This window comes from Microcoleus sp. B13-B6, assembly GCF_036705405.1.
In the GTDB taxonomy this organism is placed as follows: domain Bacteria; phylum Cyanobacteriota; class Cyanobacteriia; order Cyanobacteriales; family Microcoleaceae; genus Microcoleus.
The window spans coordinates 88,252-103,820 of record NZ_JAUBUJ010000003.1; the positions used below are offsets into that span (position 1 = coordinate 88,252).

General features: G+C 47.5%; 10 protein-coding genes and 1 pseudogene. 9 read left to right on the forward strand and 2 right to left on the reverse strand.

Annotation, left to right across the window (positions count from 1 at the left end):
• The first annotated feature begins 255 nt into the window (after positions 1-255).
• From psbD to QUB35_RS02445, 5 genes are all read left to right on the forward strand, one after another.
• Positions 256-1,314 (forward strand): photosystem II D2 protein (photosystem q(a) protein), encoded by a 1,059-nt coding sequence (gene psbD / locus QUB35_RS02425; protein WP_333055206.1) that lies wholly within the window; start codon positions 256-258, stop codon positions 1,312-1,314.
• Positions 1,315-1,383: 69 nt separating this feature from the next.
• A complete protein-coding gene (locus tag QUB35_RS02430; protein WP_333139026.1) occupies positions 1,384-1,608 on the forward strand; it encodes a hypothetical protein in 225 nt (74 codons plus the stop codon).
• Between the two features lie 605 nt (positions 1,609-2,213).
• Positions 2,214-2,495: a 4a-hydroxytetrahydrobiopterin dehydratase gene (locus QUB35_RS02435; RefSeq protein ID WP_333139028.1), complete on the forward strand. Its 282-nt coding sequence runs from the start codon at positions 2,214-2,216 to the stop codon at positions 2,493-2,495.
• A gap of 141 nt (positions 2,496-2,636) precedes the next feature.
• On the forward strand, positions 2,637-4,289 hold the full coding sequence (locus QUB35_RS02440) for an HD domain-containing phosphohydrolase (RefSeq protein WP_333139030.1): 1,653 nt from the start codon (positions 2,637-2,639) through the stop codon (positions 4,287-4,289).
• A 292-nt stretch (positions 4,290-4,581) separates the two neighbouring features.
• Positions 4,582-6,804 carry an iron uptake porin gene (locus QUB35_RS02445; RefSeq protein WP_333139032.1) on the forward strand — a complete coding sequence of 741 codons (2,223 nt, stop codon included), beginning with the start codon at positions 4,582-4,584 and terminating at the stop codon, positions 6,802-6,804.
• A 118-nt stretch (positions 6,805-6,922) separates the two neighbouring features.
• On the opposite strand, the gene QUB35_RS02450 is transcribed toward QUB35_RS02445, so the two are convergent.
• Both QUB35_RS02450 and QUB35_RS02455 read right to left on the reverse strand, forming a co-directional pair.
• Positions 6,923-7,621, reverse strand: a complete 699-nt coding sequence (locus QUB35_RS02450) for a PEP-CTERM sorting domain-containing protein (protein ID WP_333139034.1) — start codon at positions 7,619-7,621, stop codon at positions 6,923-6,925.
• A gap of 68 nt (positions 7,622-7,689) precedes the next feature.
• Positions 7,690-8,898 (reverse strand): M50 family metallopeptidase, encoded by a 1,209-nt coding sequence (locus QUB35_RS02455; protein ID WP_333139036.1) that lies wholly within the window; start codon positions 8,896-8,898, stop codon positions 7,690-7,692.
• A 360-nt stretch (positions 8,899-9,258) separates the two neighbouring features.
• Here QUB35_RS02455 and QUB35_RS02460 point away from each other — a divergent pair, with 360 nt between their 5' ends.
• The 4 genes and pseudogenes from QUB35_RS02460 (at position 9,259) to QUB35_RS02470 (ending at position 15,565) form a co-directional block, all read left to right on the forward strand.
• A complete protein-coding gene (locus tag QUB35_RS02460) occupies positions 9,259-10,281 on the forward strand; it encodes a dockerin type I domain-containing protein (protein ID WP_333139038.1) in 1,023 nt (340 codons plus the stop codon).
• Positions 10,282-10,330: 49 nt separating this feature from the next.
• Positions 10,331-10,411: pseudogene (locus QUB35_RS39060) on the forward strand (hypothetical protein); the annotation flags it as partial.
• A gap of 141 nt (positions 10,412-10,552) precedes the next feature.
• Entirely contained in the window at positions 10,553-14,194 is a 3,642-nt protein-coding gene (locus QUB35_RS02465) for a peptidoglycan-binding protein (protein WP_333139040.1), read from the forward strand.
• A 69-nt stretch (positions 14,195-14,263) separates the two neighbouring features.
• Positions 14,264-15,565: a leucine-rich repeat domain-containing protein gene (locus tag QUB35_RS02470; protein ID WP_333139042.1), complete on the forward strand. Its 1,302-nt coding sequence runs from the start codon at positions 14,264-14,266 to the stop codon at positions 15,563-15,565.
• Positions 15,566-15,569: the final 4 nt, after the last annotated feature.

Sequence of the window (15,569 nt, forward strand, 5' to 3'; positions counted from 1 at the left end):
CGGCTTTGAGCAATTGCCCTGAGCTCCGAAACCCAGTTTATCTATTGCCTTGCCCGTCAGAACTACCAACTTACTCAAAACTTAAAATTCGCTCTTGCTATTGTAAAGATTTCCCTTTATAATCATCATCAGCGGTAAAGAAACGTAAATTATACTCACAATCCACTCATTTTATGCTACAGCAGAGCTATGAGGTGGGAAGTTGTGACTAGAACAACGTCCGTTGTAATTATATCCATTTGGAGATTTCCGTAAATGACAATCGCAGTCGGACGCGCCCAGACCGAAAGAGGCATATTTGATGTACTCGACGACTGGCTCAAACGCGATCGCTTCGTCTTCGTAGGCTGGTCTGGCATCCTGCTATTCCCCTGCGCCTACCTAGCCATCGGTGGCTGGTTAACAGGCACCACCTTCGTCACATCCTGGTACACCCACGGTTTGGCAAGCTCCTACCTCGAAGGAGCCAACTTCCTTACCGTAGCAGTCTCCACCCCAGCCAACAGCCTCGGACACTCCCTGCTGTTCCTGTGGGGCCCCGAAGCACAGTGGGACTTCACCCGCTGGTTCCAACTCGGTGGGCTGTGGACATTCGTCGCCCTCCACGGCGCCTTCGCACTGATCGGCTTTTGCCTGCGTCAGATTGAAATCGCCCGTTTGGTCGGCATCCGTCCCTACAACGCCCTAGCATTCACCGGCCCCATCGCCGTGTTTGTTTCGGTGTTCCTGCTTTACCCATTGGGTCAATCAGGCTGGTTCTTCGCCCCCAGTTTCGGCGTCGCAGCAATTTTCCGCTTTTTGTTATTCCTGCAAGGCTTCCACAACTGGACGCTCAACCCCTTCCACATGATGGGCGTTGCAGGCATCTTGGGCGGTGCGCTGTTGTGCGCTATCCACGGTGCAACCGTAGAAAACACCTTGTTTGAAGACGGCGAAGGCTCAAACACCTTCCGCGCCTTCAACCCAACTCAGTCAGAAGAAACCTACTCGATGGTTACAGCTAACCGCTTTTGGTCGCAAATCTTCGGAATTGCCTTCTCCAACAAGCGCTGGTTGCACTTCTTCATGCTGTTCGTACCTGTCACAGGCTTGTGGATGAGTTCCATTGGCATTGTCGGTTTAGCATTAAACCTGCGCGCCTATGACTTCGTATCACAAGAATTACGCGCTGCTGAAGATCCTGAGTTTGAAACGTTCTACACTAAGAACATTCTGCTTAACGAAGGCATTCGTGCTTGGATGGCTCCGACAGACCAACCTCACGAAAACTTCATCTTCCCTGAAGAAGTTCTGCCTCGCGGTAACGCTCTGTAATCTGGGCGAAATATCAAAAATTCCAACATTTTAAAAGGGTAAGATAAAGCAGTTTAGGCTTTACCCTTAATGCTTAAAAAGCTCCTGCCTGGTGGCGGGAGCTTTTTGTTTCCAGGATTCGATCGAATTAGCGCCCTAAAAAAAGTTGATTTTGTACAAAAACAAACTCTGCCTGCAGCTAGAACAACTCGTGTCTCTATATCTGGTGAACTCTCCATCTGGCTAGAAATCGATCGGCCTTTCCCCGCAGCCTCAGTTGCCATGCACCTGATAGCCGCACAGCGCGGATTCTGAAGAACATATCCGCAAATGGCTGAAACAGCGATCGCCCGCTTGCTGTAGAGATCGATCAAAGAGCTTGCAGCAGCAGTAATTTCCGCCGATCTTGCAAAATTCTCAATTTGCCTCCCCCACTTCTAATTTCTTGTGTTATTCTGATAATTGTGACTACTGGAATGATACTCAGAACGCAAGTTCTTTCGGTAACGCTGGCAATGGCTAGCGCACAAATCATCACCTTAAATCTTGTATTTAGGTGATGTGCGTTCCAATATTAAGCCATTTAGCTAAACCTGGAGGTGATGCCCATGATAGAAAGTAGTAAACGCATGGGTCATCAGATTGGAAACTACCGGCTGTGCGCCGGGGCCGCTCACTAGCAGTCAGCCGTCGTCTCCAACGGGAAACGACTTCCACGGGGAACCAGGCTGAGCTAGGGATTCTCCCGGCAGTCAGGTTCTAATCTGAAGACCCGCTAGACCGCTCTCACCTCAAATAGTGTTAAATCTTGAGTAGGAAAACTTGAGACTAAACGCTATTGGTGAGAGCGGATAGTTTTTGGTCCGGGTTTCTACAGGTGGGCAGTTAATCTGCCATTGCTAATCCCAAAGAAAAAAATTATGGCTGAGCTACTTAACAATACTGAAATTCAAGAGCGCGCCAGTCAATTGTCAGGCTGGACGGTTGAAGGCAAACAACTGCGCTCTACCCGTGTATTTAAAGATTTTATAGAAGCGATCGCCTTTGTAAATAAGTTGGTCGCCCCCTCAGAAGCCGCAGCACATCACCCCGATATAGAAATTTCCTATAATAAAGTTACACTTAACTTGACAACTCACGATGCCGGAGGCTTAACTGAGAAAGACTTTGCGCTAGCCCAAGAGATTTCTACGCTAGATTAAAAGAGTGTCCGTTGGCGCAACAACAGGCCCCGCTCGCGGAAAGCTGGCCAATAAAAAATCGACTGGGGGTGAGAATCGGGTGCTAAAAAGTCGAGAGGCCAAACGTTCAATGTATAAAAGGCTATTCCCCATCATCCGACCATGATCGTATTTGAAAAGCCAGAGTTCAAGAACGAGTCTGCTGCGGCAGAAAAAACCCATCTGATAGAAAAGCTTTTAGATATTGGCGCGGCTCTGTCGAGCGCCCAAGATTTGGGCGACTTGTTAAACTTAATTTTATCCAAAAGTAGAGAAATCACCTACAGCGATGCTGGCAGTGTTTACTTAGTAGATCACAGCGACGAAACACCTAAGCTGCTGTTCAAGGTAGCGCAAAACGGTTCTAAACCAAGCCTGTCGTTTAAGGAGTTTGCTCTGCCACTGACAGACAAAAGCTTGGCGGGATACGTGGCAATTACAGGTCAAAGTTTGAACCTGTCTGATGCCTACGACTTACCCCCCGGCGTACCCTACCGGCTAGATACCAGTTTTGACAGGGATATTAATTACCGCACTTGCTCGGTAATGGTACTGCCGATGCAAAACCGACAGGGGGAGACAATAGGTGTACTGCAACTGATCAACCGCAAAACAAAGGCAGATACGGTGCTGACAGCAGACAATGCCTGGGAAGCGACGCAGCAGTATTCGGAGTGGGAAGAAAGGATAGTTCGATCGCTCGCTTCTCAAGCAGCCATCTCGATCGAGCGCAATCAACTTCAAGACAGCATAGAACATTTGTTCGAGGGCTTCGTCAAAGCCTCGGTGCAAGTCATAGAAGCCAGAGACCCCTGTACCTACGGCCATTCAGAACGAGTAGCAGCCCTGACAGTACGCCTTTCAGAAGAAGTAAACACCGTCAGCAGCGGAGGACTGCGCTCTATTTACTTTAACAACCGCCAAATTCAAGAACTTCGCTACGCCGCCCTGCTGCACGATTTTGGCAAAATTGGAGTGCCCGAAGCAGTTTTGACCAAACAGAAAAAGCTCTACCCCGCACAGCTAGAAATCATTCGCCACCGCTTTGGCTTAGCTCAACGGACGATGGAAATGGAATGCGTCCAGTCTAAATATAAATACTTGCTGGAGCATTCAGCCTACCGAAAACACCCAAGCCAGGAGCCAGAGTGCGCTCAATGCCAGGAAATCGAACAGCTAGACACTAAGCTAGCAGAGGCGAAAACCCGATTAGCAGAATACTGGGAAGTGCTGCTAGAGGCAAACGAGCCTCACATTTTGGCAGCAGAACCCCTAGCTCAACTGCGAGAGATTGCTCGACAAACTTACAGAGATATAGATGGGGCAAGGAAACCCCTGCTGAACCCAGACGAGATATTGCAATTGATGGTGTCAAGGGGCAACCTGACGCCGGAAGAACGATCGTCAATAGAATTTCACGTAACTCACACTTACGAGTTTCTGAAACAAATTCCTTGGACAAAGGATTTAAAAAATATTCCAGACATTGCCTACGGACATCACGAAAAACTCGATGGCACAGGCTATCCGCGAGGTTTAAACAAGTCAGAAATTCCAATTCAAGCGCAATTGATGACGATCGCCGATATTTACGATGCCCTGACAGCAGGCGATCGCCCCTACAAGCGAGCTCTGCGAACAGAGGCAGCGATGAAAATTTTGCGGCAAGAAGCAGCTCACAATAAAATCAACGCCGATTTGTTGGAACTATTCGATCACCGCCAAGTCTTTAGCGTTCTAGGACACAGCTTGGATGTTAAAGTCGAATCAGCCTAGACGAGTCGGGCGTGCTGTGCTAAAAAGTAAAGAGGCGATCGGGCGCTATCTAGTGTCAGCAGTCAAATCAATCCACAGCCCAAGCCTGGTATGGTTTTGACGCCGTTGAGTACAGGTAAAAAAACAGGCTCTGTGCAGCCGTCAGTCACATCTATATACTCGGTCAGCCCGAAAGAATCAAAAGAAAAAGTGAATTTTAGGTCTCTTTTTAGAGTATGCTAGTTGAGCAACGACTGACCACATAGAAGACTAAAAAAGTTTCTCTGTAATCGGTGTGAGGATGAGAGTGAATATGTCGAAATTTTTGTGGAGTTACTTACTAATCAGCCCAGCAGTCTTAGGAGCTACCCTAGTAGTTTCTTCGAGCGCGATGGCAGCAGACGCTCAGCAGGCTGCTGATGCGCTCAATCCCGCTGCCGCCAAAGCTGAAACCGCTGAAACCTCCGAAGCGAAACTAAATGCTTTAGCTGCTGTTTCCGAAACAACTGCAGCCTCCGAGCCAGTAGAAGAAATTTCCCAAGTCGCTGGCAGCGAAACCCAGGCAGCGATGGCAGATGTGGCCACGCCTGCAACTGAAAGTGCGCTCGTCGGATCCAACACAGCCCCTGCTGAGGAAGATCCCCAAGCGGCATCACAACCTACAAGTGAATCTTTAGCCGCAGTTGAGCCAGCAGTCGCTCAACCAGTAGAAAATTCGGCCCCGGCAGCCCAACTAGAAATTCCAGCCCCAGCAGCTACCGCTCTCCCAGAGCAAATCGGTGCAGTTCAATTAGAAACTCCAGCCCCGGCAGTGGCAGAGTCGGCAGAACCAAGTTTGCCAAAACCGGCTGAATCTTTAGCCCAAACTGCAGCACCACAAGAGCAAAACCCAGCCGCCACATTAGAACAGCTCAACCAGTACACCACCGAAGGTGCTGCCGGCAGCGAAACTGAAGGTCAAGTTACCTCAGTATCTCAACTTTCCGACGTGCGGCCCACAGACTGGGCTTTCCAAGCACTCCAATCCCTAGTCGAGCGCTACGGCTGTATTGCCGGTTATCCCGACGGCACATTCCGCGGCAACCGGGCAATGACCCGCTACGAATTCGCAGCCGGTTTAAATGCTTGCTTAGACAAGGTGAGCGAGCTCATTAGAGCAGGCAGTGGCAACTTCGCTACGAGAGATGACTTGGCAGCCCTCCAACGGCTCCAAGAAGAATTTGCAGCGGAACTGGCAACCCTGCGCGGCCGCGTCGATGCTTTGGAAGCTCGGACAGCCGAACTCGAAGCCAACCAATTCTCAACTACTACCAAGCTGACCGGGGAAGCAATTTTTGCCCTCACCGACGACTTTAGGGACTTTAGTGCCTTGACTGGCGGTGTTAACGTTCTGGGCTCAAAGCGCAGAAGAGGCAGCAACAACAACGAAGCTGTCTTCCAACAGCGGGTACGTCTGAATTTAAACACTAGCTTCACCGGCAGAGACTTGCTGCTGACGAGGCTTCAGGTAGGCAACGGTCAACCCTTGAACTTAGGGTTGACCAGCGAAGGCACTCAAACTTGGAATGTCGTCGGCAGAACCGACAACGTTGTTGCCCTCGACACCTTGCTATACAAGTTCCCCGTCGGTCAGCGACTGAACGTTAGCCTGATAGCCAACGCTGGCGTTTGGGACGACATTATGCCGACTGTCAACCCTTACTTTGAAGACTTTGACGGCGGTAACGGGTCATTGAGCGCCTTTGGACAGCGGAACCCGATTTATCGCTTGGGCGGTGGCTCAGGTATCGGCTTTGACTACGCCTTCGGCGGCAGGGGCTTGCTGGGTGGCGTGTTCGGCCCGACTTCTCTGTCCTTCGGTTATTTGGCGTCAAATGCAGCCAATCCTAGCAAGGGTGCAGGCTTGACGAATGGCGACTACGCGGCGATGGGTCAGTTGACTTTTACCCCCGGACGCAACTTGCAAGTTGCTTTCAACTACAACCACGGTTACTTTGGCAGGGGTAACTTTGGGTTTGACAACGGTTCCGGGGCCAGCGTCCCCGGCGGTTTCACCGGTACCAACGAGGCTAATTCTCTCGGCTTTTTGAGTGACGGCTTTACCTACGAGGATGGCACCTCCTTCCGCGCTCGCAAAGTGGTCAGCAACTCCTACGGTGCTCAGGCTTCGTTGCGGCTGAGCCCGAGGTTTATCATTGGCGGCTGGGCTGGTTTAACCCATGCTCGCATTCTCGGCATCGGCGATGCGAAAATTTGGAATTACGCTGTCACCTTGGCTTTGCCAGATTTCGGGAAAGAAGGCAACTTGCTAGGGTTCGTGGTAGGTCGCGAGCCTTACTTGGATAAACTTAAGGTTCCGAGCGATTTGCGGGGCTTCACAAATGACCAGTCGTGGCACTTTGAAGGGTTCTACAAATTCAAGCTCTCGGACAACATTTCTGTTACTCCGGGCGTGATTTGGGTGACGAATCCCGATCAAAATCGCCGTAATGATGACACCATCATTGGTACCCTGAGAACTACTTTCACGTTCTAAGAGCGGGTTAGAGGAGGCAGGGGGGTCATATCCTCTCTGTCTGCTAATAACTCTAAACTTTGAAATTAGCCCTGCCAAAGGCAGGGCTTTTCTGTGTGGCGGACAAATGCAGCTCATCTTATTTAAAATCCCTTTTCCCCACCTTCCTCTTCCACCAGCACCCCAAGCCAAAAGCTAAACCAACACCTGCGATCGTAGTAGGTTCCGGCACAGTTTCCGACTCAGACTCGTACTCATAGGCGAGAGTAAGTGTTGAATCAGCCGCGACTGTACCCGCATAAGTTCCAGTTGCAGGCGTTCCTAAAACTTTAACAGTACCCATTGCCGCAATGCTAGCAGCAATTAAATCCCCCGCACACCCACTAAACATATTTAGAGACTGCGGCGAACTGTAACTCCTTGAAACTCGTACCATCGCACTCCCACCTCTAGCCCCTGCAGCCCCCGATTCAATACTCATTTCCGGCGGATTTGCAAACAAACTCAGAACCAAATTGGGGTCAGCTTTTAAACTCGGTAAATTCACAGCAATCTGAGCACTCGTTACCGCCGTACCAGTAAAATTGCTAGCAGGAACAATACTGATATCGCTGTTAACCGTTGACTGAACTGTAACATAAGCCTTTAACAGCGTCCCCAACAGCGAATTAAACTTAGGAAACACCCCATTCAGCGTACTATTAACTGGCTGCTGCTTCAAATTTACCGTATAAGTTTGCGTGAGAACAGCAGCTTGTACAGGAATTGCCAACTCATTGAAAGCCAAGCTAAGAACCCCATAAACAACCGCTATTCCTAACTTTTGATATCCATTCATTGCGACACACTCCTAAATAATCACTCTTCTTTCCAATCGGGAAAAGTGTCTGCCGCTTTCCGCTTTTTTTAAAGGCCAGACTGCAGGTAAAACTTAGAAAAATCGATAAACCTCGGCATATTTTCCACCACCAAATGAACAACAGCAGAGAACAGATAACCTAAAACCCAGACCGTATAAGCTATGCTAAAAGGAGCATAAGCAGCCAAAGTCCAGCAGTCTGAAGGTTCTTCCCAAATGTGTTCTCGCCGCAGCCAACGAGCGTAAAATTGAAAAGACCTCGATCGCAAATTGTTAAGCCCAGTCAAAGCAACCAGCAAATAATAGCCATCAAACTTATTCAAAGGGTTGAGATTAAAAACTACAGTCACCAGCGTTGCTACCATCAGCAAATAGCTAGCAAAATGCCATCCAGAGTTAGACTTAGAAAAAACCCAAACCCAAACCGAAAAAGCCCAGATAGCCACCTGCACCAACACGCCTGCTGCTACTACAAAAACGCGCTGCTTCCGCCTCACTAAACTGTACTGATCTGTAGTATCTGTATAGCATCCCGGTATCAAGCACAAAAACAACAGCCCCATTTCTGGGACAACACCGCCGTAGTGCTTCAAAGTAAAAGCGTGACCTAATTCGTGCAGACCAACTACTACCATAATCAGTAGCACAAATGTTACCAGAGTTGTAATTTCCCCAGTTGCCCAAACCTGTTGATTGGAAGCAGAAACCTCGTCAGCCAAAGCCAGCCATATAGCCAGAGAAGCACCGATCAAAACACACAGAAAAAAGCTCAATTGCCACGTCCAAATCCAGCGGAGTTTACCTGTGTGTTTGGTTAGCCAAGCATCGGGATTGAACAGGGGAATTTGGAAAGACAATAATTGCTGAATGTTGAATTTGTTTGGGGGTGGTTTTTGAGGTTGGGTTCCCTCTAACATTCCCGTTTCTGCTAGCATCCGCAGCAAGTATTGCAAATCCTCCAAAGTAATGTCATATTCCGATGCGATATCGCTGATTGGCTTCAAGCCCAACTTTTCCATTACCTCTTTGTCAGAATTGTCAACTTGCAAGCAAGTAACGCCTTCTGAATTGCGGAGTATCCAATAGCCGTCTGGGTGCGGTATCCACTGTACCGTTGATTTGAGTTTTGGGCCATAAAGAATCGTTGGAGAATCTTCACTCGGATTTTGAGATATAGATTTCTCCTCTTCCTTAGTTAAGTCGGGGCACAATTTTTCTTGACCTTCGATGCGTGCAAATTTTTCACGACTTTGCATGATGTTGGGAGTTATAAATTGTAGGCTGCACAGAAAAACATTGGCAATGTCAGCAATTTGTATCTTGCTATACAGAAAGGTTGCAATTTCAGTCCTGGACGCATGGGGGTCGAGAAACCGGGTTTTTTACCGAATCTGCCGTCTACAATGCGTCTTTTCGTAAAAAACCCGGTTTCTCAACACTCGCGCAATTCCTGTATTAATTAATACAATAAATTCCCTAATGTTTACAAGTTGCGATCGCTGCATGATTTACATGGTAGTGTTTAATTAGCTAATTTGCAAATCTACGTAGTTAATTAATATACTCAATTAACTGCCTGGGTTTTCCAGGTCACTACTAAACGGGGGCTTAAGTGTATGGGTTGGCATTCAAAAGGCTTTCAAGTCCGCAAGAATAAAGGGGTTGAGAATTCTCCCCCAAAAACTCGCCGCCCGCGAAAGACATTCATCCTGGAACGAATTATCACCCCCAGCGCCCTAGTTCCCGGTGGTGTGGATGACCCTGACGCGCAGCACCAACTCCTCAACTCTCTATCGCTGCTCAGTTTTGACTTTTCCGACTGGGCCCAAAAATTTAATCACGCGACCAATTTACATTTATTTGCAGATAGCGGTGCGGGTACTTGCCCAACTTCCCCCACCCCCGATGGCGACTTGCCGCCGATTATTGACTTTGACCCATTGGGCTTGTACTCTCCACCAACACCGACACCAGGGCCTAACATTCAAGGGGCTTTTAATACGCTGCCACCCCCAATTATATTGCCCATAGATCCGCCTGGAAGCAATAATAAAGTACCTACTGATTTAGGTGGCGCTTACACATTTACAGCCAAAACAGCATCAGGTAATAACAATGCAGGTTCAGCGAACCAATACACCTTTAGCATTACTAATTCCGAACTCAATTCCACAGATTCAGACACCGTACTTGTGGGAGTTTCAGTAGCCTCAAAAGATAATCAAGGGTCACCTGAACTACCAGAAGTAGATAAACTCACACCAATTCTCACATCAACCGATACAAATAGTACCTATTCCCTATTTTCCATCAATCGTTCTGGCTTAAACCTGCTTAATATCAACAGCGCATCGAGTGGCGCGTACACTCTAAAACTGAACGTAGCAGGCGATATCAACAGCGACGGCCGAGTTGATACAACAGACAGACAACTCCTAAATAACGCTCTAGGCAGCACAGCAACAGACCCCAATTATACAATTAACCTAGACCTCAACCGCGATGGAATCATCAACTCAGTAGACCAAACTCTCCTCAACAACAACTTCGGCTTCATCACCAACAAACCACCAGTCACCTCCCCATTCTCAACCAACACCCATGCAGAATTGGAAACAATTATACCCTTAATTCGGTAAAGCAACAGACCCCGAAAACGACCCCATCTCCTACAACACGCTCAACCCAATTAACGGTACTGTAAAATTCGATCCCATTACCAAAACAGCCACCTTCAAACCCACACCCGGATTCTCAGGCATCGCCAGCTTTGACTTCATAGCCAGCGACAGCTATAACAGTGGAATACCAGCAAAAGTAACAGTCAACGTCAGCGGATCCCCCCTACTTTCCTTAGACTTCGCCAATCGCAACCCTCAACTATATCCAGGAGACAACACAGAATTAGTTGTGCTCGGAGACTTCGCCGACCAAAAAGGCGTAGTGCTGCCAGATTCTTACTTAACATACACATCATTAAATCCCGGAGTAGCACCCATTGACCCCTTCGGAAAAGTCACAGGATTAGCCAACGGAACCTCAATTTTTACAGCCTCTCACAACAACATTCAAGCCGTGACTGCGGCACGAGTAGGCGAAATGCCAATTCCTGCCAACGATGACGAGTGGAATGCGCTACTAGCAGAGATTTACGGTTTGGATGTTTACCCGCAAGCGGTGACTTTAACAACAGGAGTAAAGCGCTCATTACTGGTAGGAATTTCCGGCCTTACTGACTCTCCAGACCTAAAATTTGGCTCTGTCGGCACTCGCTACTTCGTCAGCAACCCCAATGTATTGCAGGTGAATTCAGACGGCGTAATTACTGCTGTAGGTGAAGGAATTGCCAGCGTCACCGTCATTGACGGAGCAGCAGAAAAGGTGGTTCCAGTGCGGGTAAAAACGCCTTTGATGGACCCGGCGGTTTTGGGAGTTGATGGCGGAGTCGTGCAAGGCAGCGACGGCTCAGTAGTAATGGTAGCTCCTAGTGCCTTAACTCATGATACAACGGTTAACCTGACACCACTTAGCAGCGAGGGCTTGCCACTGCCATTCCCCGACAGCATGGAGTTTGCTGGGGGGTTCAATTTGGACTTGGGGAACACCCCCTTGAATATACCCGTCCAGTTGGCAATTCCCGCCCCAGTTGGCGTACCAGTCGGCACCGAAGTTTTATTTATGCGGAAGGGGTCGCTGCCAGGTGAAGCTGATAGCTGGAACCAAACTTGGCTGATACAGGAATCAGGGGTAGTGGGTGCAGACGGAATGATCCGCACCACTTCGCCACCTTTTCCAGGCGTGACACAAAGCGGTACTTATACTATTGGGTTATTGCCCGCAGGAATGCCATCAGTTAGTTCAATTGTGAACGCGAGTACAGAGGAAAATGCTGGACTCATCAACCTTTCGACTAACCTCTACTTTGAGAATAGCTATTTAGGAGCGCAAACGGGTGGAATTGGTGCAGTCTCTGCCACAGAGAATCAATTCGAGGCGACAACCTCACTATTAGCTTACTTGGCGCAATCTTCAAACAAGCCGCTGGAAATGATCGGAATTCCCAAAGTTGGGGAACCCGTTATTACAACAGCTCAGGTAGAACTGAATACAGAAGGAGTTCCTACAGTCTCGGCAGTTCTCTCTGGACCTGACACTGGGTTAGCAGTTCCCCTTGAACCGCCGTCGCTGGAGTCAGCCGAACTAGAGTTCTCGAACAGCGAACCTGTGGTGTTCTTGACAGGTAGCAATTTCCTAAATGGTCTCAACGGCAATCTGGGCGATAGTTTCGGGGATTTGAAGGTTGACTTCTCAGTGGGAGGTAAGAGTTACTCTGGCACTGTCATGCCAGAACTCAGCAGCTCACTCGGAGACAACCGCTATAAGGTGGCGGTCAAAGCTCCTATCAGCGTACCTCTGGGCGAGTCGGAAATTACACTGTCGCGGCCGCAGAATGAGCGTTTTGGCCCTGGGCAGCTTGATTCTGATGTGGTCAAGCGTTCGAGTTTTGAAGACCTCCAGTTAGAACCTGTATTTTCTGATTTGGTGTTGGTGGCACAGCGGTCTAGTGACAAAATTAGGGTAATTGACGCTCTCAGTTCAGTTTCGACTCCGCCGAGCCCGCAACAGCAGCCTCCCAAGGATTTGTCGGTGGGAATGCCAAGCGTGACAGACCGTCCCGGACAGCTAGCTGTCACCAGTAATGCGACTCGCGCCTATGTACCTTTGGAGAGGTCGGGGCGGGTGGCAATGGTTGATTTGCTGGCGCGGCGGGAGGTGGATGCTGATGCTTCTACGACGGCTGTCGATGATATTAATTTGCCAAATGGTGCATCCCCTGGGGCGATATCTATTGACCCTTGGGATAATTATGCCTACATCGCGGACTCGGGGCGGGGCAGCATCTATGTTCTGGATGTCAATCCAGACTCGGCAAGCTATAACCAGGTTGTCCAGACTCTCTCAGTTAATGCGAAGTCAGGACTGCGCCAGATTGCGATTAGCAGTGACGGGCGCAAGCTGTTTGCTACTGCGGCAGATGGTTATATTTACGCTGTGAATATCGACCCAGAAGACAAACCTAGCGAACCGAATTCTAACCCTCGTAAGTGGCGCGAACAGATTGGAAAAGTATTGACTCCTACAGGGGCTTGGGGGTTGGCTGCAACTCCTGACCCGCTCAAAATGGTTTTTACCAATGGTAACCCGAACACAGACGGAAGCGGTTTTGGGGTGCTGACGGTGAGTGATGACCCGATCAATTTGGCTCCTACAACTCGCTACACGAATTTAACGCTTTCGGCACAAACCAATGAGGGCAATGTCTTTGAGGTGAATGAGGGAGTGGCTGTAACGGTGACGAAGGACGGGCGGTATGCGTTTGTGGCGGGTCGTAACTTCAGGGGAAATACGGGAAGTTATCCGCTGGCGGGGGGGAATATTGGCATTATTAAAGATCCCCTGGGGCCTAATCCCAAATTAGTTGCCGCGACTCAACCGGTGCCGGGGAGTTTAACTAATAATGTGGCTCTTTCTAGTGATGGGAAGTATCTAATTGGTTCTTATCCTACTCTGGGTGGTGGTGGAAATGCTTACGTCTTTGATGTGGAGGAAATTATTAAGACTGTTGAAAATCCTGCTTATGCTTTGACAACGCAGGGTGTTGAGAAGTTTAATCCGAATATAATACCAAAAGGTGCTATTCCGGCTGTGATTGCGATCGGTGGTAATCCTTTGGGTGTGGCTGCTACTAAAATTGATATTGCCCCTGCGGCCATTCGCTACAATAACGATAAAGGTTACAGCGCGGCTGGTATTAAGTTGATTCAACAGGTAGTAGGTGCAGGTCAGACGGGAATTTTTGGAGCAGACACTGTGAAAAAGATCGTTGACTGGCAATCCACTCACGGTCTTAAGCGCGATGGTAAGGTAGACTCCAAAACCCTCTGGTCAATTATTACTGAACTACGCATGAGAAATCAGCTCTTGGATGCGTTGCTACTCACGGCGCTATTCACTGCGAAAGTAAAAACCCATCAATATCTCACAGATAGTGGAAAAACGATAACAATTGGATATGGATCTTCTGGATCTTCGCGTCGCATGTCTAGTGGTTTTAACGAAAAAACTTTTCTTGAAAGCGTTAAGATGTCTGACAAGGTGAAAAAACTTTCTGATATCACCACCGAATATGATTGCCACGGCTTTACATTTTTAGCAGGGGCAGAATGGATTAATAATGGTGAAGTAGAAAAAATCCTCAAAGACAATGGGTATTCCGTCGCGCAGAATCCATCTGTGGGTGATGTGGTAATTTATCGGGACAACCAAGGGCTAATTCAACACTCAGGAATTGTGGCAGCCGTTTCTGGGAATACAGTAACAAGGGTTATTAGTAAATGGTCAGTCTATGGGCTTTACGAGCATAACTTAAAGGATGTACCAGCCTCCTATGGGCAAAAAACTACGGTTTACAAAAGCAATCGAACTTCTGGTAATTTCCCCAAAGGTCTGGGTGCAGGGCGTCCCGGAAATCATCTCTTGCGCCTACGCTAATAGTATCTTGCTAGAATACCTCTTCTGAGTGAGAGGGAAAATACGTCTGACGCTCAAATAAAACTACTGATGAAAATTCATGAGCAGATGAAAAGATTACAGCAACTTCTCGATAGCTATCCTTTTCAATTTGCACTCACTTTTTGTGTATCTTTGACTCTTTTTTTGATAGGATGCAGTGTACTGAGTCCTCTTCAACAACAGACACAAGCACAGCGACAAGCACTACAAACAACGACTTATCTTACCTTTGCTGATGGGTGTGTAAATAAGACTAATTTGAGTTCGTCTACTAGGCATACTATTGAACTGTTGTTGCGGAAAGTTGAGACAACAGACTGCGCCCAAGCTAACAAGAAGCTTTCTAGTCGCACTGAACTTAGCATTGAGGGCGAGGGAATAACTGACATCAGTCCTCTTTCATCTTTAACGAACTTAAAAAATCTAAGTCTCAGTGTTAATGAGATTTCTGATATTAGCCCGCTCAGCTCACTGACCAATCTAACTATTCTTAATTTAGACCGGAACAACAAAATTTCTGATATCGCTCCGTTAAAACATCTGACTAATTTAAAAGAGTTAGCCCTTTTTGGCAATAAAATTTCAGACCTTGCACCCTTGAAGGATTTAACAAAGCTAACTGTATTGGCTCTCACCTCTAATCAAATTAAATCTCTCAATAATTTGAATAATTTGAATAATTTGACTAAACTGAGCCTAACCGATAATCAAATCTCGAACGTCAATCCCTTAAAATCTTTAACAAATCTAAAAGACCTCTCGCTAGGGATAAATAAAATTTCTGATGTTAGTCCCCTGAAATCTCTAACTAATCTAAATACCTTGTTTATTAATAGAAATCAAATCTCAGACATTAGTCCCCTGCAATTTCTGACTAACCTAACTACACTGTATATCTCCGAGAATCAAATATCAGACATTAGTTCGTTGAGATTTATGACCAAGTTAACTGAAGTCGATCTGGGTCATAATAAAATCTTTGATATTAGTATGTTATATGGGATTAATTTAACGTATCTCCAACTCACTAACAATCAAATTGAAGAGGTGAGTTCGTTAAAGTTTCTGACGACCTTAACGGTACTTTCCCTCGCTGATAATCAGATTTCCGACATTAGTCCGCTGAAATCTCTGACTAAACTGACTGAACTCTACCTTAGCGAAAATCAAATCTCTGACGTGAGCGCATTGAAATCTTTAACCAGCTTAACAATGCTCGACCTCGCTAACAATCGAATTTCGGACATTAGTATGTTGAAGCCTTTAACTAACGTCCGGCAACTATACCTTGAAGGAAATCCGCTGAGGAATAAAAAGTGCCCATTGCAGTTTTATAGGTGTGAATATTAATAAA

Bases quoted from the DNA above. Each gene is read 5' to 3' on its own strand.
- QUB35_RS02470 (WP_333139042.1), top strand. From the start codon at position 14,264: ATGAAAATTCATGAGCAGATGAAAAGATTACAGCAACTTCTCGATAGC.
- psbD (WP_333055206.1), top strand. From the start codon at position 256: ATGACAATCGCAGTCGGACGCGCCCAGACCGAAAGAGGCATATTTGAT.
- QUB35_RS02455 (WP_333139036.1), bottom strand. From the start codon at position 8,898: ATGCAAAGTCGTGAAAAATTTGCACGCATCGAAGGTCAAGAAAAATTG.
- QUB35_RS02460 (WP_333139038.1), top strand. From the start codon at position 9,259: ATGGGTTGGCATTCAAAAGGCTTTCAAGTCCGCAAGAATAAAGGGGTT.
- QUB35_RS02430 (WP_333139026.1), top strand. From the start codon at position 1,384: ATGCTTAAAAAGCTCCTGCCTGGTGGCGGGAGCTTTTTGTTTCCAGGA.
- QUB35_RS02440 (WP_333139030.1), top strand. From the start codon at position 2,637: ATGATCGTATTTGAAAAGCCAGAGTTCAAGAACGAGTCTGCTGCGGCA.
- QUB35_RS02450 (WP_333139034.1), bottom strand. From the start codon at position 7,621: ATGAATGGATATCAAAAGTTAGGAATAGCGGTTGTTTATGGGGTTCTT.
- QUB35_RS02445 (WP_333139032.1), top strand. From the start codon at position 4,582: ATGTCGAAATTTTTGTGGAGTTACTTACTAATCAGCCCAGCAGTCTTA.
- QUB35_RS02435 (WP_333139028.1), top strand. From the start codon at position 2,214: ATGGCTGAGCTACTTAACAATACTGAAATTCAAGAGCGCGCCAGTCAA.